Source organism: Amycolatopsis sp. lyj-90 (assembly GCF_046549035.1).
Lineage (GTDB): Bacteria > Actinomycetota > Actinomycetes > Mycobacteriales > Pseudonocardiaceae > Amycolatopsis.
In genome coordinates, this window is sequence record NZ_JAJPWP010000004.1 from 497,171 (window position 1) to 515,090 (window position 17,920).

Consider the following 17,920-nt stretch of genomic DNA (forward strand, 5'->3'; position numbering starts at 1 on the left):
ACTCAGCCCTTTCCACCCAGGTAAGCCAAAACCGCCAAAACCCGCCGATGCCCGCTGTCCTCCGGCAACCCGAGCTTCGCGAAGATGTTCCGGATGTGCTTGTGCACCGCGCCATCGCTCACCACCAGCAGTTCGGCGATGGTCGTGTTGTTGTACCCCTCCGCCATCAGCCCGAGCACCTCGCGTTCCCGCGCGGTCAGCCCTTCGAGCGGGTCGGTCGCCCGGCGGTGCGCCATCAGCTGGGTGATGACCTCGGGGTCCATGGCCGTCCCGCCCTTGACGACCCGGTCCAGTGCGTCGAGGAACTTCTCGACCTTCCCGACCCGTTCCTTCAGCAAGTACCCGACTGCGCCCTTGCCGTCGGCCAGGAGTTCGGCCGCGTAGCCGGTTTCGACGTGGGCAGACAGCACGAGGACGGGTAGCCCGGGGTACATCTTCCGCGCTTTGACGGCGGCCCGGAGGCCTTCGTCGGTGTGGGTCGGCGGCAGCCGGACGTCGGTGATCACCGCGTCGGGCCGTTCCTTGGTGACCAGGTCGAGGAATTCGTCCACATTGTCCACCGCCGCGGTGACGTCGATGCCCGAGGTGTTCAGCAGCAACACCAGGCCTTCGCGCAACAACGCGTCGTCCTCGACGATCACGACCCGCATGGCAGCTCCACTTTCAGTACGGTCGGCCCACCGGCCGGGCTGGTCAGCTTCAAGGTCCCGTCGAACGCTTCGGCGCGCTTGCGGATCCCGGACAGGCCGCTGCCGCCGGATTCGTCGGCGCCACCGTGGCCGTCGTCACGGATTTCGATGAGCAGGGTGTCGGCGGTACCGTCGAGCGTGATCCAGGCGTGTTCGGCGCCGGAGTGCTTGGTGATGTTGGTCAGCATCTCGGCGACGACGAAGTAGGCGGCGGCTTCGACAGCGGCCGGGCGACGGCTGCTGCTGAGAACGTCCACGGTGCACGGAACGGGGCAGCGGTCCGCCAGCGCGGTGACGGCGCCGTCGAGGCCGCGGTCGGTCAGCAGCGGCGGATAGATACTGCGCACGACGGTCCGCAGTTCGGCCAGCGCGCCGGTAGCGGTGTCCTGCGCCTTGCCCAGCAACTCCCGGGCCTTTTCCGGATTCTTCTCGAAAATCGAGTCGGCGATCCCCAGTTGCAGCACCACGGCGGCGATCCTCGCCTGCGTCCCGTCGTGCAGATCCCGTTCGAGACGACGGAGTTCGGCGCCGTGCGCCTCCAGCGCGGCGGCGCGGGACGCGGCCAGTTCGACGACGCGGTCGGTCAGCACGACCCCGGGCGCGGGAGCGAGCAGCTTCCTCGCGACGGTGGCCTGCCAACGGGCGACCTTGGGGAAGAGGAACATCAGCGCGATCATGCCCGCGCCGGTGATCGCGCTGAGCGCCGCGAGTGGCCAGGACGTCACCATGAACCCGAGCGAGCTCTCCACGCCACCGTTCACCGACGGCCAGACGATCGCGGAAATGATCTGCCGGAGGCCGCCGAGCGGCAGCGCGATGGCGAACGTCCCGATGACCAAACCGGTGGCGGCGTGGAAGGCGAGCCAGCCGAGGTCCCGCCGTGAGGCCGGATCCGTCACCGGGTTCCCGGCGCGGTACGGCTCGGGGATCGGCTCGCCCAGCAGGCGCGCGGCCCTCCGTCGTTCGAAGTTGACCGGACGCCGGATCAGCTGGAGCGCGATCGGCAACGCCGGGATCCCGACGCCGAACGGGCACATCAGCAGCACGAAGATCATGCCCATGAGAGCGAACCAGGCGACCATGGACGAGGCCGCGCCGATTGCCAGGTACCGGATCGCGGACCAACAGGACCGCAGCCGGGTGATCACCCGGACAGTCTTCCATCCGGGCCGCGGCGGCGTCACCGCAGGTCCCGCTCGTATCAGGACCTCGTGAAGCCGCGAACACCCTCGATGCCGCTCATCGCGCCCTCGACAAGGCCGATGTCGCCTGTGTCGAGGGCGCGACCGCCGCGAGCCGAGCCGGTACCACGTCGTGACCCCTCGACACGACGTGATCGCTGCGGCAACGCGAGATCGGGCCACCTGCCTCGCTAGGTCAACAGGGTTCCCAATTTCCGGCAGGGGTGCTGTTGGTGCACCAAGCGGTTCCGGCCGGTGAGTAGTCCGGCGGAGGTACGGTGCCGGCTTTCGCCGTGGACGCGGCCGCTTCGTGCGAAGCGAATGGGAGGCCCGGTGCGATCAGGCCGAGTACGCCGGCCGATGCCCATACCACTAGGAGTCCTTTGACTTGTCGCATTCTTCCCTCAGCGTTCGTTGTTCGTTCGTCCGCCTGGTCTCGGTGGGTCACCTGACGGCCAGGTGTCACTCATCTTCCCTGGAGGATCTGGGCGAAAGCTGGGATCGTCGTTTTCCGGCTCACGGTGCAGAGGGCGGCACGGCGGCCAGTTCCTGTCGGAGACTCTCGGCCTTCGCCACGCGGTGCTGTTCTTCATAGAGCTGAAGGGCGCGTTGCCATGCCTGGCGAGCCTGACCGTGTTCGCCGTCCGCGCGGAGTGTTTCGCCGAGGTGGACCTGGACCTCCGCCTCGATATGGGTGTTGCCCAGGTCCCGGCACAGTGCGAGCGCTTGGTGAAAGTGTTTCAGCGCCATGGCCCGTTGTCCGGAGTGGTGGGCTATGTAGCCGAGACTGTCGAGGACGGCGGCTTCGGCCTCGCGACGGTCATGCTGCTTGACAAGCGCGAGAGCCTGCTCGCAGGTGGCGGTCGCTCGACGGTGCTGGCCGAGCCGGGCCTGGAGCCAGCCGATCCCGTGCAGTGCGTCGGCGGTTCCCAGATGGTCCCCGATGTCTTCGCAGAGTCGCAGCATGTCCTCGGCGTGCCTTAACGCGCGCTTGTCGTCTCCTTGCTGCTCCCACGCGACTGACAGCGATCGGTGGGTGAGCACCAACGCGGCCCGGTCGTCGCTCGACTCGGCCAGTTCGAGTGCGTGCTCGAGATTCTTGAGAGCTCCGTCGTGGTCACCCACGTGGGCGCAGGCCTCGCCGAGGTTGCGACGAGCCAAAGCCTGGACGTCGGGCGCTCCGAGCCGGTCGGCCGCGGCCACGCCGAGACTCCAAGCGGTGACGCAGTCATGCCAGTCGCCGGACCGCCAGAAGAAACTGTGCAGCACCCAGGCCAGCTGCCACACGAGCGTGTCCCAGCCCTGCTCGGAGGCAAGGTGCTGAACTGCGAGCAGGCAGGGAAACTCCTGTTCGAACCAGGTCATCGCGGAAGCGCGGTCCACTATCGAATGCGGCACACCGCCGGTTTCCGCCGAGGACAGCGTGATCGGCGGGCGCTGAGGATAGACGAGGCGGTCCGCGGCATACGCCGTCTGGAGATAGAAAAGACACAATCGCCGAACCGCCGCCGTTCGGGAATCGGCAGGCTCGTCGCACTGCGCGTGTTCGGCCGAATACAGCCGGACGAGGTCGTGCATTCGATATCGGCCGGGGACAGGCTGCTGCACGAGATGCGCCGCCTCGAGGCCGCGCATGGCGATGTGCGTGCCGGCCTTGGGCTGACCGGCGAGACTCGCCACCGCCGCGAGGCTGATATCGGGGCTCGATACGAGGCCCAGCAGCCGGAACACCCTCGCGACATCCGGTCGCAGGGCTTGGTACGAGGCGGAAAACACCGCACGAACGCTGCTCGTCGGCTCGCCGGTGTCCAGAGCGTCGAGGCGGGTGGAAACATCGTGTAGCTCGTCGGCCAGTACTGCCAGCGGGAAACCGGGGTTGGTGCAGGCGCGCGCCGCCACGATGCCCAACGCCAGAGGAAGACCGGCGCAATGACCCAGCAGCTCGGCGACGGCCTCGGGCTGGGAGATCACCCGCTCCCTGCCCAGTTTGCGGGTCAGCAGCTCGGTCGCCTCCGCTGTGTTCAGCGCTTTCACCGTGAGCCGTCGAGCGTTGTGCGAGGCGGCCAGACTGGTGAGCTGGTTCCTCGACGTGACCACGACGGTGCAAGACGGTGACCCTGGCAGAAGCGGCAGGACGTGGGCGGAATCCCTGGCGTTGTCCAGAATGATCAGCATCCTGCGGCGGGCGGTCACACTGCGGAACAGTCCGGCCTGGGCATCGGTACCCGTCGGGATCGTTTCGGGATCGATACCGAGAGCCTCGATGAAGCCGCAGAGTACGACGGTCGGCGGCACGGGGCCTGCCGCCGGATCGAACCCGCGAAGGTCCCAGTACAGCTGGCCGTCCGGGAACTGGTCGAGGTTGCGGTGAGCCCAGTGCAAGGTCAGCCAGGACTTGCCGATGCCGCCGCTGCCATCGATCGTGGCGACGATATCGGTGTCGCCCCGCGTGGCCAGGAAGCCGTCGAGTTCGGCGAGTTCGCGAGCCCGTCCGACGAACGACCCGGGCGGTGAGGGAAGCTGCCGCGGCGGTGTACCCGGCCTGCCGGGAACGACGGGGGCGGACAAGGCCGGATCGGCCGTCAGCAGCCGGTGATACAACTCCCGCAAGGCGGACCCGGGGTCGGCACCGAACTCGTCGGCCAGCCGTCTTCGTATCTGCTCGTAGTGCTCCAACGCCTCGGCCGCACGGCCGTCGCGATACAGGGCCAGCACCAGTTGGCAGGCCACCCGTTCGTTCAGCGGATTCTCGGCGGCCATGGCAGCGAGAGCGGGCAGCGCCACGGCGTGCTGTCCAAGGCGTAACGCGAGGTCGTTACGGTCCAACTGAGCCGCGAGCCGCTCTTTGTTCACCGTGTCCCGCAGGGCATTGACGAAAGGAAGATCGATCCCGGCGAAGGCTTCGCCCCGCCACAGTCCGAGCACCTCGTCGAACAGGGTCAGCGCGCATTCCCCGTCGGCCTCGTTGGCTCTGCCGATCAGATCACGAAATCGGTGCAGGTCCACGGCCTTGAGGTCGACGCTCAGCGCGTAACCGCCGGATCTTCGCACGATGTCGACGTCCGAGGCTTCGGCCAACGCCTGCCGTAACCGATACAGGTAGCCATACAGCGTGCCACGGGCACCACGAGGTGGTTGCCGAGCCCATACCCGGTCGATGAGCTGGTCCGCGGACATCACTTGATTCGGTTCGGCCAGGAGCACCACCAACACCGATCGCTGCCGCTTGTGGCCGAGTTCCATCGGCTCGCCGTTCCAGCGGGCCTCTATCTCTCCCAGAAGTCCGAACTCGATCAATGCCCCTCCTCCCCGAGTCAAGTACGAGGGAGGATACAAGGAAAATCCCAGAATTCCTTGAGTTTTACAAGTCGGCCCCTTCGAGTCGATGGTCAACGGAATTGATTCGGGGAAATTCGTGACGGTTCTGGGTGGTGGCGCCGGTCGAACAGCGGAAATTCACGGTGAATCGGGGCCGGGTCGACGGATGGCGCAGAAGTAGACGTCTTTGTTTCCCTATATCGTCACGCTGTCCCGGCACGGGATACAAGGAGAATCCAAGATTCGTGCCAGGGCGGGCGGGCATCTTGGTCATCTTGGTGGGGTAGCCGGGCTGCCGAGGATTCACCGGTCGCTCACTGAGCGGCATGCCTCCGCGAATCAGGAAGGGCCTTTCGCGCATGCTCAGGATAGTCGGATCAATGTGCCGGAGATGGAGGTCGATCGTGATACGGGTGACGAAAATCAGCGTGACCGCGATGGTCGCCGTCGGTTCGGCGATCATCCCGGTGTCCGGGCCCGATCAGGCGAGAGCCGACCGCTGCCTGGAAGTGTCCCTAATGGACAGTTTGCAAAGCAGGTGTCCGGGGGCCGTGAGTGGCAAAGAGGGGTGGAACAGGGGAAGGGCAAACGTGTCGTGTTCGCGGGCGGGTCGTGCCGGACTGAAGGCACCCATCGCCGCGTCCGATGCGGTGAAGGGAGCCTTCAGCATCGCGGATCTGGGCCGGCCGCACCCTGACTGTCCACACGGGACACATTTGGCCGGGTAAATGTCTGATTGATGCCCATATGCACGCTTTGCGGAGGGGGTCGTGAGTGGTAAAGAGGGTTCTAACCCTCTTTACCACTCACGACCCTCTCGAAAACCGCACATCTAACCAACAATCGGACATCCTGCCGCCAGAAGGTGTCCTTTGTGGACACTCAAGGAACGACTGGCGCCCGCAGGCCGGTCCAGAATCACGCCACGAGGTCGCCCCTTAACCTTGAAGCCAGCGAAGGAGTCCTTCGCCGCAGAGGCTCGGTCATGCCACATTTGACTTACCCCTCAATGGAACGCGCATTGCCACTCGTGACCCCCTTAGTAAAGTGCACATACGGTATGAAACGGGCAACCGGCTGCCTGGAAGTGTCCCTTAAGGACAGCCGGGGAGCTTCAGGTCCCTATGGCGCGCCTGCTGCCCCCTCCCGCACCAGCCGGCACAGCGCCGTGACCGCGGATCAACCGGGTCATGGTGGTGCCAGCGCTACCACGAGTCTTCCCTCACGCGGGATCGATCCGGGCCCTCGCCGACCGTAGGTTTGACGAGAGAGATCAACACCGCTTAAGGGGAAATGATGACTTCAGGGGGCACGTGCGCCTTGGCACTGGAATCCGTGAGCAAGGTCTACGGTTCCGGTGACGGCGCGGTCACTGCTTTGAACGGGGTGACCGTCGGGGTGCGCAAGGGCACGTTCACCGCCGTGATGGGACCGTCGGGATCGGGCAAGAGCACCTTCCTGCACTGCGCGGCCGGTCTGGACCGTCCGAGTTCGGGACGGGTGCTGCTCGGGGACACCGAGCTCGGCAAGCTGCGTGAGAAAGCGCTCACTGAGCTGCGGAGGACCCGCATCGGGTTCATCTTCCAGGCCTACAACCTGTTGCCGTCGCTGAACGTGCTGCAGAACATCACGCTCCCGATGCGCCTGGCCGGGCAGAAGCCCGACCCGCAGTGGCTGCGCGAGATCGTCGAGGGGGTCGGGATCGCGAAGCGGCTCGAACACCGCCCGTCGGAACTGTCCGGCGGCCAGCAGCAGCGGGTCGCCATTGCCCGCGCGCTGGTCACCCGGCCGGAGGTCGTTCTCGCCGACGAACCGACCGGTGCGCTGGACACGCGCACCGCGCGCCAGGTGCTCGACCTGCTCCGTTCCATTGTGGACGACATGGGGCAGACCGTGCTGATGGTCACACACGACCCGGTGGCGGCCTCGGCCGCGCACGGCGTGCTGTTCCTGGCCGACGGCAAGCTCGCGGGTCACCTCCCGCAGCCGACGCCGGAACGGGTCGCCGAGCGCATGACCCACCTCGGGGAGTGGTGACGTCATGTGGGATTTGGCATGGCAGACGATCAAGACCCGCCTGAGCGGGTTCGTCGGCGCGTTCATCGCGATCCTCTGCGGCACGGCGCTCGTCGCCGGTTGCGGCATCCTGATGGAATCCGGCCTGCGGGCCGGTGTCCCGACGCAGCGGTACGCCGATGCGGCGGTCGTCGTCGGCGGCCAGCAGACGGTCGACCCGCCCGGGGCGGGACCGATGGAAACCCAGCAGGTCGGCGAGCAGGCCTCGGTGCCGGTCACGATCGCCGGGACGATCACCTCGGTGCCGGGCGTCCGCGGCGTGGTCACGGAGCAGAGCTTCCCCGCCAACGTCGTGACGGCCGACGGCCGCGCGCTGAACGGGCCGGAAGGCGGACAGTCGCTCGGCCACAACTGGGACGCCGCCACACTGGCTCCTTTCTCACTGCGTGACGGCCGCGCACCCGCCGGTGCCGACGAGGTCGTCCTCGACGCGGAACTGGCGTCCCGGAGCGGGGTGACGGCCGGTCAGCGGGTGAAGGTCGCCGTCCGCTCGACCCCGGTGGACTATCTGGTCTCCGGGATCGCCGCGCCGAAATCGGGCAACGGCCTCAGCCGTCAGTCCTCGGTGTTCTTCTCGCAGGAGAAGGCGGCCGAACTCGCCGGGACGCCCGGCCAGGTGCACGCGATCGGCGTGCTGGCGGACCCGGGTGTCACGCCGGGCGACCTCGCCGACCGGATCAGCGACGCGGTCGGCACCGACAAGGTGACGGTGACGACCGGGGTCGAGCGCAGCACGGTCGAATTCCTCGACGTCAGCCAGACCCGCATGCTCCTGATGGCGCTCGCGGGTTCGTTCGGCGGGTTCGCGCTCCTCATCGCGGTGTTCGTCGTGGCCAGCACGCTGGCGCTGGTCATCAACCAGCGTCGCCGGGAGTTCGCGCTGCTGCGGGCGATCGCGGCGACACCCCAGCAGATCCGCAAGCTGATCGGCGCCGAGACGATGCTGGTCGCGGTGGTCGCCGGGGTGCTGGGCAGCGGTCTCGGCGTGGCTGTCGGCTTCGGGCTGAGGAACGCCTTCGGGGCCGTCGGCGTGATCCCGCCGGACTTCGAGCTGGCGCTCAGCCCGATCCCGCTCGTCGCCGCGCTGGTGCTCGGCTTGGGCACGGCCCGGCTGGCCGCGTGGTCGGCTTCGCGACGTCCGTCCTCGATCCGCCCGGTGGAGGCGCTCGGCGAGGCCGCGGTGGAACGGCGTGAGCTCGGCCGGGTGCGGGTCATCGTCGGCTCCGCGCTGGTGGTCGCCGGTCTCGGCGGCTCGATGGTCCCGTTCTTCCTGCGCGGTGACGCCGGGCTCGCGGCTTCGTCTTCGTCGTCGCTGATCATCGTGATCGGGCTGGCCGTGGTCAGTCCGAAGGTGGTCGCGTTCATGACGCGGCTGATCGCCCCGGTGCTCAACCGGACTTCGCGGATCAGCGGCTACCTGGCCGCCGCGAACAGCCAGGCCAACTCGCGGCGTCTCGCCGCCGCGGTGACGCCGGTGATGCTGGCGGTCTCGTTCGCGCTGACGATGTTCTACAGCCAGACCTCCGCGGCCGCCGCCCGGCAGGAAGAGACCGTGGAGTCGACCACCGCGGACCACGTGCTCGCGAGTGGAACGGGCGGCCTGTCCCCGGAGGTGGCCGAGGCCGCGCGCCGGATCCCCGGGGTCGCCGCCGCGACCCCGGTCGTGCGCACCGAGGTGATGAACACGGTGCAGGAGCAGGACAGAGTGCGCGTCGACCGGTACGGGGCGCAGGGGCTCGACGGAACACAGGTGCGCGGCAACCTGGACCTGGGCGTCGTGTCGGGCAAGATCACCGACCTGACCGGGAACACCGTGGCGATGAGCGAGCGGGAAGCCGACTGGTACGAGAAGAAGATCGGCGACGAGGTCGAGTTCTACTACGGTGACGGCGCTCCGGCGAAACTGCGGCTGGTCGCCACGTACACCCACGAGCAGGCGTTCGGCCGCTACGTGCTGCCCGTCGAGCTGGCCAGGGCGCACACCGGTGACCGGATGGACGATGCGGTGCTCGTGCGGCAGCAGCCCGACGCGGACTCCGCGACCGTGACCGCCGCCCTGCGCGACCTCGCGTCTCGTTATCCGGGTCTGGTCGTGATACCGGGATCCGCGGTCGCCGCGCCCGCCGGCGGTCAGCAGCAGGCCCAGTTCTACGTCAACCTGGTCGCGGTCGGCGTGATCCTCGGCTACGTCGTGATCTCGGTGGCCAACACGCTGGTGATGAGCACGGCGCAGCGCTCGCGGGAGTTCGCGCTGCTGCGCCTGATCGGCACCACGAAGCGCCAGGTGGTCCGCATGATGCGGTTCGAAGCACTGGCGACCGTCGGGGTCGCGGCCCTGCTGGGGACCGTGGTGGCGGGGGTTCCCCTGATGCTGCTGAACCTCGGCCTGCGCGGGACACCGCTGCCGTCCGGCACGATCGCCGTCTTCGGCGGGGTCATCGCCGGGGCGATCCTGCTCGGCCTGGTCTCACTCGGCCTCGCCACGCGAGTGGCGCTGCGGTCCAAGCCGATCGAGGCGATCGGCCTCCGCGAATAACCGGCCCCCGTCGTCCGGTCAGCCCTCCGCGGCGGGCCGGACGGCGGGGATCTTCCCGCCGCGGAAGGCGTCCACGAACAACCGGTGGTCCTCCCGTGACTGCTCGGCGTAGGCCATCCCGAACTCGGTCAGCGTGCGGACGAACTCGTCTTCGCGGTCACCGATCACTTCGGCGATGGCCGCTTCGCTCTGGAAGTCGACCAGCGTCTGCTCGGAGTCCGAATCGGACACACAGTGCATCTTCGCGGTGGCCCGGCCGAGATAGTCGAGCACCGGTCCCATTTCCGCCGGTTCCGTCAGATCCGACCAGTCCAGGTCGTCGACGTAGGGCGACAACTCCGAGACGACGAACCCGGTCCCGTCGATCTCCGTGTACCCGAGCCAAGGATCCGCGTGCGCCTGCAACGCGCGCTGCGAGACGGCGGTGCGGTGCCCCTCGTTGGTGAAGTAGTCGCGGATGCTCTGCTCGGCCACGATCCGGCTCGGCGCCGCGACGTTCCCTTGTTTCATCGAAAGGACGACGTCGTTCTCGAGCGCCTGGGTCCGTCCTTCGACGAGGATGTTGTACGCGGGCAGCCCGGCCGAGCCGATACCGAAACCGGTCCGGCCGACGATGTCCTTGACCCGGTAGGTGATGCTGCCGAACCGTTTGTTCTCCGGAATGGTGTCCAAATAGGACTCGAAGGCGGCGATCGCGGTCTTGCGTTCCGCCTTCTCCAGGACCCGGACCCCCGGCCCGTGCCGGAACCTCCGGTCGTAATCCTCCACGGTGGTCACTTCGTCGAGCAGGTCGATCCGCGTCTTGAGCCGGGCACGGAGCAGCACGTTGTGCAGGATGCCCTCGGTGCTGTCCAGCTGGAGCCGGACGAGTTCGTCGCCGGGGCGTTCGGCGTACTCGCGGACCTGCTTCACGTAGGCGCGCAGGTAAGTGCCGATCAACGTCTCGATGTCGTCGTCCGAGATCGCCTTGCTCCACGCCAGCAGCGCGACACTGGCCGCGAGCCGTTTGAGGTCCCAGGTGAAGCAGCCGAGGTAGGCCTCGTCGAAGTCGTTGACGTCGAACACCAGCGTCCCGGACGAATCCATGTAGCTGCCGAAGTTCTCGGCGTGGAGATCGCCCTGGATCCACACGCGGCTGGTCTCGTCGTTCGCCCACGGGTCTTCCTCGTGCGCCATGTCCGCGTAGAACAGGCACGCCGAACCGCGGTAGAACGCGAACGGGGCGGCCGCCATCTTGCGGAACTTGCGGCGGAACGCGTCGGCGTCCGCGCGCATGAGGTCTTCGAAGGCGTCGACCAGCACTTCGACGATCCGCGCCTGCCGATCGTCCTCGCCCTGCTCGCGGATCCACTCGACCACACCTGCCATCACGACCTCCAGACGGCTATCACGGTGCCACAGGTCGGTTCGCCAGGCAGATCAGATCTTGCGGAATCGGGCGTCCAGCAGTGCGAAGGCCCCGAAAGCGGCGATCCCGGCCGCGAGCGTGAGCAGCATCGGACCGCCGTAAGGCTGGGCGACGAGCGTCTTCAGCGCGGCGTCGAGTCCGCTCGCCTTGGCTGGGTCGAAGGTGACCGCGGCGATGACCGTCAGCACGCCGATGGTGCCGTACGCGGCGGAGAGCGCGATCCAGCCGACCTGGCCGAGCCGGATCGTCGTGGTGCGGGTCGTCCCCGAGGCCTTCCCGAAGTCGAGTTCCCGCACGAAGGTCTTCCGGAACCCGCGCTGGGCGAGGAACACCGCCACCGCGACGACGCCGATCCCGACGACCGTCACCAGAACCTGGCCGTAGGACTCCGCGAGGATGTCGGCGACCATGGAGCCCTGGCCGTCGTCCGCGCCCGAGATCGCGACCTTCACCGCGCTGTAGGAGACGAGGCCGTACAGCACGACCTCGATCCCGCTGACGATCCTGCGGACCGTCCGCCGCCGCGCGTCCACGTGCCGGTGCCCGGTGGCCGCCTCGCTGAGCTGCCACAACGCCAGTACGGCGAGACCGGCCGCGATCAGCCACAGCAGCCACGCGCCGCCTTCCGCGACCACCACCTGCAGGGCGCCCGCCTTGTCCGCCCTGGCCTTGTCGCCGAGGGCGACCTGCGCCGCGAGCCACGCGACGAGCAGATGCACCACGGCGTAACAGACGAGCCCGCCCCGGGCGATCAGGTCGAACGTCTTGCTGTCGCGCATCGGGCGATCCTTGTCGAGCGGCCGCGCGTCCACCAGGGCCGGGCGGCCCAATGTGTCCGATCTGTCAGGTTCCCCCTGAGCCGCCCGGCCGCACCCCCCGCGGCCGGGCGGCTCACCGGAGTTTGGCGAACGTCTCGGGCAGACGTGCCGCCAACCTGCGGGTCGCGAGGGCGCCACCGAGCCAGGCACCCGCCACCGCGTTGACGAGGGCCACCGCGAGCGTCGCCGCGCCGAACCAGGCCGGGAGCGAGTCCCCGGCGAAGGTCAGCACCGCGGCCATCGCGGACGTCGGCGCGGTCGCCCACAGCTGGATCTGGAACGCCGCGAAGATCCCGGCGGTGTTCTCCCCGGCGTCCGTGGCGTTGACGCGCCGGTGCGGGTCGACACCGGGTGTCGCGCCGAGCACCGACATCACCAGCGCGGTGCCGCAGCCGACGCCGAGCAGCGCGATCAGCACCGCGAGGATCGGCACGGTGTAGTCGAAGATCCCGGTCACGGCCATCATCAGCGCCGACAGGACGAGCGCGGGCAGTCCGAAAAGGACGGTGATGCCGATCTGGCGGCCGCGGATGTCGGCGCGCACCGACTCCGGGCTCTCGGCCACCACGAGCTGCCACAGCGCGGTGCCGTCCTGGCCGTAGAGGTTCGCGCCGCTGAGCGCCACGGTGAGCGCGACGGCGACACCGGCCAGCCCGGCGATCTCGGGGACACCCGCGATCGCGCCGTAGGCCGCGATGAACACGCCGAACCAGATCGCCGAGCGCACTTCCAGGCTCCGCCACGGATCCCGCCACCAGGTGCGGATCTCCTTGCCGACGACGGCGCCGAGCGGGCTCGCGGGCAGCCACCCGGCGCGGCTGCCCAGCGGGCGGCGGCGACGCCGGACGGTGCGATCGCCGACGTGCGGGGTCAGGAGCGCGATCGCGGCCAGCTTCACCACCACCGTGGCAACGGCGAGCAGGGCGAGCGAACCCAGCGCGGGCAACGGCCGTCCGGCCGCCATCTCCCCGGCGGCGCGCAGCGGCAACCCGAACGGCGTCCACTCCAGTACCGCCCTGGCGGGGATGGTCCCGAAGCCCTCGCGCAGGAAGGTCGGGATCGACTCCAGCACGGGGCGGACGACGACCCAGCCCGCCGTCATCGACGACAGCAGCAGGCCGTACTGGACGGCCGCGAGTTCCACGCCGAGGTGGGTGCGCATCGCCGCGCCCAGCAACGCGTACACGGTCCGCGAGAGCGCCACCACGAACCCGACCAGGAGCACCGCGCAGACGAAGCCGGTGACGGCAGCGGCGATCGCCGTGGCGGAGGTCGCTTCGGCGAGCGCGTACGGGATCAGCGCCAGCGCCGCGATCGCCGTCACCGCGCCGCCGACCCCGGCGAACGCGGACGCCAGGAGCCCGGCCCCGAGCCCCCGGCGCGAGAGCGGCAGCAGCGTGAAGTACTCCGGGCGCAGCATCGCGGCGCCGGAGGTGAGGACGGGGCCGATCATCCAGCCCGCCGTCCAGAACGCGAGGACCAGCAGCAGCACGTCGGTGCGGGCGGCGGGCTCCGAAACGAACACGACCGCCCACGTGGCCGCGGCCGCCAGGACGCCCGCGACGAGGCCGAGCACTCGTTTCCAGCTGTGCGTGTGCCGCTGGATCGCGAGCTTCAGCCGGATCAGGTCGCCAACCACAGCAGGTCCTCCTCCCCGACACCGCGCTCGCCGACGAGCCGGACGAAGACGTCTTCGAGTGTTGAATCGCCGCGCACTTCGGCGAGCGTGCCGCTCGCCACCACCCGGCCGTCCGCGATGACGGCCACCCGGTCGCAGAGGTCCTCGACCAGCGACATCACGTGCGACGAGATGACGACGGAGCCGCCGGCGGCGACGAATCGCAGCAGCATCGCCCGCAGCACCCGCGCCGAGACCGGGTCGACGGCCTCGAACGGTTCGTCGAGCACGAGCACCTTGGGCGCGTGCAGCAACGCCGTCGCGAGGCCGATCTTCTTCCGCATCCCGGTCGAGTACTCGATGACGAGCACGCCGCGTTCCTCGGCCTCGTCGAGTTCGAGGATCCGCAGCAGTTCGGCCGACCGCGAGCGGACGACGGCGGCGTCCATGCCCCGTAGCAGTCCCCAGTAGGTCAGCAGTTCGGCGCCGGTCAGGCGTTCCGGCAGGGCGAGGCCGTCGGGCAGGACCCCGAGGATCGCCTTGGCCCTCGCCGGTTCCTGCCAGACGTCGATGCCGTGGACCACGGCGGTCCCGGAATCCGGCCGCAACAGCCCGACCGTCATCGCGAGCGAGGTGGTCTTCCCCGCGCCGTTCGGGCCGACCAGCCCGGTCAGCGAGCCGGTCGGCACGGTGAGCTCCACCCGGTCGGCGGCGGTCTTCCCGGAGAACGTCTTCGTCAGCCCGTCCAGCCGCAGGGCGGGCACCGTTTCGGTCTGCATGGGCTCACGATGGCCGGAGCCGGGGGTGCGGCACCTCGGTCCGCGAGGCAGACCCGATGGCCAAGTGGCCGCGAAGATCGTGGCCACTTGTCCGGTCCGTCCTTATCTACACTGCGAGGATGGCCGTGACGGTGGACCGCTGGATGCTGCCCGGCGAGCTCGCCCGCGCCGACGAGCCGGGGGAGTCGCCCGGCAGGCGCACGCCCCGTGACTGGGCCGTGGACATCACGATGTTCGCGATCGCGGCGCTGGTCTGGTTCCTCGAGTTCGAATACTTCGTGCTCCCGAACGTGCTCGGACTGCCGATCTGGGCGCAGGTGGGCGACGCGGTCATGGGCGCCGTGATCTGCCTGGCGATCTGGTGGCGACGGAGGTTCCCGGTCACGGCCGGGCTCCTCGCGGCGACGGCCGGGGCGCTGGCGAACACCGCGGCGGCGGCGATGATCCTGTTGCTTTTCTCCCTCGCGCTGCACCGGGGCTGGAAGCCGGCGGTCCCGATCACGTCGGTGGCGGTGCTGATCAGCGTCCCCTACATCCATGCGTTCTTTCCCGGCGCGGCCACCCAGCCGCTGCCGTGGCTCATCAGCCTGGTGCTCGGAGCGGCGCTCGTGGTGACGGCCGGAATCGGGGTGCGCGCCCGCCGTCAGGTCGTCCTCGCCCTGCGGATGCGCGCGGACGCCGAGCGGCGGGGGCACACGCGCGAACTGGAGGAGAGCCGCCGGGCCGAACGCCAGCGCATCGCGCGCGAGATGCACGACGTCCTCGCCCACCGGATCTCGCTGCTCGCGGTGCACGCCGGCGCGCTGGAGTACCGCACGGCCCAGGCGGAACGCGGCGCCGCGCCGGAACCGTCGGCGGCCGAGGTCCGCGACGTCGTGGCGGTCGTGCGGTCCAACGCCAACCAAGCGCTGGAAGAGCTGCGCGAGGTGCTCGACCTGCTGCGTCAGCAGCCCGACGGCGAAGACGGCCGTGAGGCGCCGCAGCCGACGGTGGCCAGGCTGCCCGCGCTCGTCGACGAAGCCCGGCTCAGCGGCCAACAGGTCCGGGCCGATTTCGCCGAAGGACTCGGAGACCTGCGGCCACAGGTGCAGCGCACGATCTACCGGATCGTCCAAGAAGGACTGACGAACGCGCGTAAACACGCTCCCGGCGCGGCGGTCGACGTACTGGTGAGCGACGCCGTGGCGGGAGAAGTACTGGTCCAGGTGGCCAACGCCGCGCCGATCGGCGTCACCACGAGCGAGATCCCCGGTGCCGGAGCGGGATTGACTGGCCTCGCCGAGCGGGTCGCGCTCCACGGCGGAGACCTGATCAGGGAGATCGCCGACGGGGAGTTCCGCATGCGGGCTCGGATACCGTGCGCGTCGTGATCAAGGTGCTCGTGGTCGACGACGACCCTCTCGTGCGCGGCGGACTCCGGCTGATGCTGGGCGGGGCGACCGACGTCGAGGTCGTCGGCGAGGCGGCCGACGGCGCCGACGTGACGGACGCCGTTTCCCGGCTGCGGCCGGACGTCGTGCTGATGGACGTCCGGATGCCGGTGCTCGACGGCATCGCCGCCACCGCCGCCCTCGGCAAGCGCACGGGGGAACCCGCGCCCGCCGTGGTCATGCTGACGACGTTCGACGCCGACGAGACGGTGCTCGCCGCGCTACGGGCCGGTGCGGCGGGGTTCCTGCTCAAGCACACCCCGCCGGAACGGATCGTCGACGCGGTCCGGCGCGCGGCGGCGGGGGAGCCGGTGCTGTCGCCGGAGGTCACCCGGACCGTGATCGCCATGGCGGCACGGCAGGGCCCGGACCGCGGTTCCGCGCGGACCCGGATGGAGCTGCTGACCGAACGGGAACGCGAAGTCGCGCACGCCGTCGCCGAGGGGCTGAACAACGCGGAAATCGCCGAGCGGCTGCATCTTTCGCGCTCCAGCATCAAGGCGACGATCTCCAGCGCGCTGACCCGGCTCGACCTGACCAACCGCATCCAGCTGGCGATCGTCGCCCATGAGGCAGGTCACTCTTGATCTCCACCTTGGTGGAGGGTGAATCCTGGGTTCACCAACGGATCAAGGAGTGAACATGAGCGAGGACAAGGGTTTCTACTCGATCATCGAGTACGCGGTCGACGGACCCGAGACCCAGGCGGCACTGGTGGACGCCTTTGCCGACATCCAGGACCGCTGGGTCCGGTTCTACCCGGGGTACGTCTCGGCGCGGTTCCACGCGAGTATCGACGGGACGCGGGTGTTCAACCTCGTCAGCTGGGCGAGCGAGGCGGACTACCGGTATTTCGAAGAGACGTCGGACACCGCCGGCCGTCTCGAAGCCATCCAGGCGGCCCTCGACGGGCTGCCCGGCGAGGTGGAGTCGCGGGTGAGCGCGAACCCGCGCTACCGCGTCGTCCGGGAGACCGGCCCCGGACCTCGGGTGGAAGCCTGATCGCTGAGGCCGGGAGGGCCGAAAGTCCCGGTCCGGAAAGGACCACGGCCACTCCCGGCGGCGCCTCCGGCGCGGCAGGCTGAGGGACCCTCTCCGGCTAGGAGCCGCGATGATCCTCACTGAAGCACCGGCCGTCACCGCCGCGCTGGAGGCCGCCGTCAGGGCGCCGTCTCCCCACAACACGCAGCCCTGGCTCTTCGAGGTGGGGCCGGACGTCATCGGCGTCGTCCTCGACGAGGACCGGGTTCTCACGGTGTGCGACCCGGACCGCCGCGAGGCGCGGTTGTCCTGCGGTGCGGCGCTGCTGAACCTCGAACTCGCGCTCGCCGTCGCCGGCCGGTCCTGCGACGTGGAGTTGCTCCCGTCGAAGAACCGGCCGGAACTGCTGGCCAGGGCCGGGATCGGCGCCCGGCACCGGGCGACGGCGACCGAGCGGCGGCTGGCGGCGTCGATCCGCGCGCGGTACAGCAACCGGCGGCCGTTCGCTTCGACCCCGGTCCCGGCCGGGGCCCGGCACGCGGTGCGGCAGGCGGCTCGCGAAGAGGGCGCGAAGCTGATCCTGCTCGACGAGATCGGTCTGCTGGAGGCCGTCGCGGGGCTGATCCGGCGAGCCGACCATCTGCAGACGCTCGACGAAGGTTTCCAAACCGAACTCCGTGCGTGGACCAAGGGGAACGGCAGCCACGACGGCGTCCCGGCCTACGCGGGCGGGCCACGCCCCTCGGGCGGGCTGCTGCCGGTTCGGCATCACGGAGAGAGCGACCAGGTCCGGGAATTCGAACGCGACCCCGTCGTCGCGGTGCTGACGACGCCGACCGACGGGCCGCTCGCCCAGGTCCGGGCCGGGCGAGCGATGCAGCGAGCGCTGCTCACGGCGACATCGCTCGGTCTCAGCGCGTCGTTCTACTCGCAGCCCATGGAAATCCCGGCCGCTCGCACCGTCCTGCGGTCGCTGCTCGGGGAGAACGAGCATCCGCAGGTCATTTTCCGGGTGGGCTATGGCTTTCCCGGCACCACCACGCCACGCCGCGGAGTCGAGGAGGTCACCAGGACCGGACCGTGAGC

General features: G+C 69.3%; 14 protein-coding genes. 6 read left to right on the plus strand and 8 right to left on the minus strand.

Annotated elements, in window-relative coordinates:
• Window positions 1–2: 2 nt before the first annotated feature.
• The 4 genes from ACLJPX_RS17715 to ACLJPX_RS17730 form a co-directional block, all read right to left on the minus strand.
• Entirely contained in the window at window positions 3–650 is a 648-nt protein-coding gene (locus ACLJPX_RS17715; RefSeq protein WP_101608120.1) for a response regulator, read from the minus strand.
• Window positions 638–1,837: a sensor histidine kinase gene (locus tag ACLJPX_RS17720; RefSeq protein WP_410601047.1), complete on the minus strand. Its 1,200-nt coding sequence runs from the start codon at window positions 1,835–1,837 to the stop codon at window positions 638–640. The genes ACLJPX_RS17715 and ACLJPX_RS17720 overlap by 13 nt, the downstream gene beginning before the upstream one ends.
• Window positions 1,838–2,386: 549 nt before the next feature.
• On the minus strand, window positions 2,387–5,263 hold the full coding sequence (locus ACLJPX_RS17725; protein ID WP_410601048.1) for a BTAD domain-containing putative transcriptional regulator: 2,877 nt from the start codon (window positions 5,261–5,263) through the stop codon (window positions 2,387–2,389).
• Complete coding sequence (locus tag ACLJPX_RS17730; protein ID WP_410601049.1) at window positions 5,232–5,651, minus strand: hypothetical protein; 420 nt, start codon at window positions 5,649–5,651, stop codon at window positions 5,232–5,234. The genes ACLJPX_RS17725 and ACLJPX_RS17730 overlap by 32 nt, the downstream gene beginning before the upstream one ends.
• Before the next feature lie 833 nt (window positions 5,652–6,484).
• Between ACLJPX_RS17730 and ACLJPX_RS17735 the strand changes: the two genes are divergently transcribed.
• The gene (locus tag ACLJPX_RS17735; protein ID WP_410601050.1) at window positions 6,485–7,225 is read left to right on the plus strand and encodes an ABC transporter ATP-binding protein; all 741 of its coding nucleotides are present in this window, start codon (window positions 6,485–6,487) and stop codon (window positions 7,223–7,225) included.
• Window positions 7,226–7,229: 4 nt separating this feature from the next.
• Window positions 7,230–9,800, plus strand: a complete 2,571-nt coding sequence (locus ACLJPX_RS17740; RefSeq protein WP_410601051.1) for an FtsX-like permease family protein — start codon at window positions 7,230–7,232, stop codon at window positions 9,798–9,800.
• A gap of 18 nt (window positions 9,801–9,818) precedes the next feature.
• On the opposite strand, the gene ACLJPX_RS17745 is transcribed toward ACLJPX_RS17740, so the two are convergent.
• From ACLJPX_RS17745 to ACLJPX_RS17760, 4 genes are all read right to left on the minus strand, one after another.
• Window positions 9,819–11,168: a DUF2252 domain-containing protein gene (locus ACLJPX_RS17745; RefSeq protein WP_410601052.1), complete on the minus strand. Its 1,350-nt coding sequence runs from the start codon at window positions 11,166–11,168 to the stop codon at window positions 9,819–9,821.
• Between the two features lie 51 nt (window positions 11,169–11,219).
• A complete protein-coding gene (locus ACLJPX_RS17750; RefSeq protein WP_101613215.1) occupies window positions 11,220–11,987 on the minus strand; it encodes a DUF1206 domain-containing protein in 768 nt (255 codons plus the stop codon).
• 112 nt (window positions 11,988–12,099) lie between these two features.
• Complete coding sequence (locus ACLJPX_RS17755; RefSeq protein WP_410601053.1) at window positions 12,100–13,665, minus strand: hypothetical protein; 1,566 nt, start codon at window positions 13,663–13,665, stop codon at window positions 12,100–12,102.
• On the minus strand, window positions 13,650–14,423 hold the full coding sequence (locus ACLJPX_RS17760; protein WP_410601054.1) for an ABC transporter ATP-binding protein: 774 nt from the start codon (window positions 14,421–14,423) through the stop codon (window positions 13,650–13,652). Before ACLJPX_RS17760 ends, ACLJPX_RS17755 begins: the two co-directional genes overlap by 16 nt.
• Window positions 14,424–14,542: 119 nt before the next feature.
• On the opposite strand from ACLJPX_RS17760, the gene ACLJPX_RS17765 reads away from it, so the two are divergent.
• From ACLJPX_RS17765 to ACLJPX_RS17780, 4 genes are all read left to right on the plus strand, one after another.
• Window positions 14,543–15,793 (plus strand): sensor histidine kinase, encoded by a 1,251-nt coding sequence (locus tag ACLJPX_RS17765; protein ID WP_410601055.1) that lies wholly within the window; start codon window positions 14,543–14,545, stop codon window positions 15,791–15,793.
• Window positions 15,790–16,440 carry a response regulator gene (locus ACLJPX_RS17770; protein WP_410601056.1) on the plus strand — a complete coding sequence of 217 codons (651 nt, stop codon included), beginning with the start codon at window positions 15,790–15,792 and terminating at the stop codon, window positions 16,438–16,440. Before ACLJPX_RS17765 ends, ACLJPX_RS17770 begins: the two co-directional genes overlap by 4 nt.
• 55 nt (window positions 16,441–16,495) lie before the next feature.
• A complete protein-coding gene (locus ACLJPX_RS17775) occupies window positions 16,496–16,855 on the plus strand; it encodes an antibiotic biosynthesis monooxygenase (protein WP_410601057.1) in 360 nt (119 codons plus the stop codon).
• 109 nt (window positions 16,856–16,964) lie between these two features.
• The gene (locus ACLJPX_RS17780; protein ID WP_410601058.1) at window positions 16,965–17,918 is read left to right on the plus strand and encodes an Acg family FMN-binding oxidoreductase; all 954 of its coding nucleotides are present in this window, start codon (window positions 16,965–16,967) and stop codon (window positions 17,916–17,918) included.
• Window positions 17,919–17,920 lie beyond the last annotated feature (2 nt).

Bases quoted from the DNA above. Each gene is read 5' to 3' on its own strand.
- ACLJPX_RS17745 (WP_410601052.1), bottom strand. From the start codon at position 11,168: ATGGCAGGTGTGGTCGAGTGGATCCGCGAGCAGGGCGAGGACGATCGG.
- ACLJPX_RS17775 (WP_410601057.1), top strand. From the start codon at position 16,496: ATGAGCGAGGACAAGGGTTTCTACTCGATCATCGAGTACGCGGTCGAC.
- ACLJPX_RS17765 (WP_410601055.1), top strand. From the start codon at position 14,543: ATGGCCGTGACGGTGGACCGCTGGATGCTGCCCGGCGAGCTCGCCCGC.
- ACLJPX_RS17715 (WP_101608120.1), bottom strand. From the start codon at position 650: ATGCGGGTCGTGATCGTCGAGGACGACGCGTTGTTGCGCGAAGGCCTG.
- ACLJPX_RS17740 (WP_410601051.1), top strand. From the start codon at position 7,230: ATGTGGGATTTGGCATGGCAGACGATCAAGACCCGCCTGAGCGGGTTC.
- ACLJPX_RS17750 (WP_101613215.1), bottom strand. From the start codon at position 11,987: ATGCGCGACAGCAAGACGTTCGACCTGATCGCCCGGGGCGGGCTCGTC.
- ACLJPX_RS17735 (WP_410601050.1), top strand. From the start codon at position 6,485: ATGACTTCAGGGGGCACGTGCGCCTTGGCACTGGAATCCGTGAGCAAG.
- ACLJPX_RS17760 (WP_410601054.1), bottom strand. From the start codon at position 14,423: ATGCAGACCGAAACGGTGCCCGCCCTGCGGCTGGACGGGCTGACGAAG.
- ACLJPX_RS17780 (WP_410601058.1), top strand. From the start codon at position 16,965: ATGATCCTCACTGAAGCACCGGCCGTCACCGCCGCGCTGGAGGCCGCC.
- ACLJPX_RS17730 (WP_410601049.1), bottom strand. From the start codon at position 5,651: ATGATCGCCGAACCGACGGCGACCATCGCGGTCACGCTGATTTTCGTC.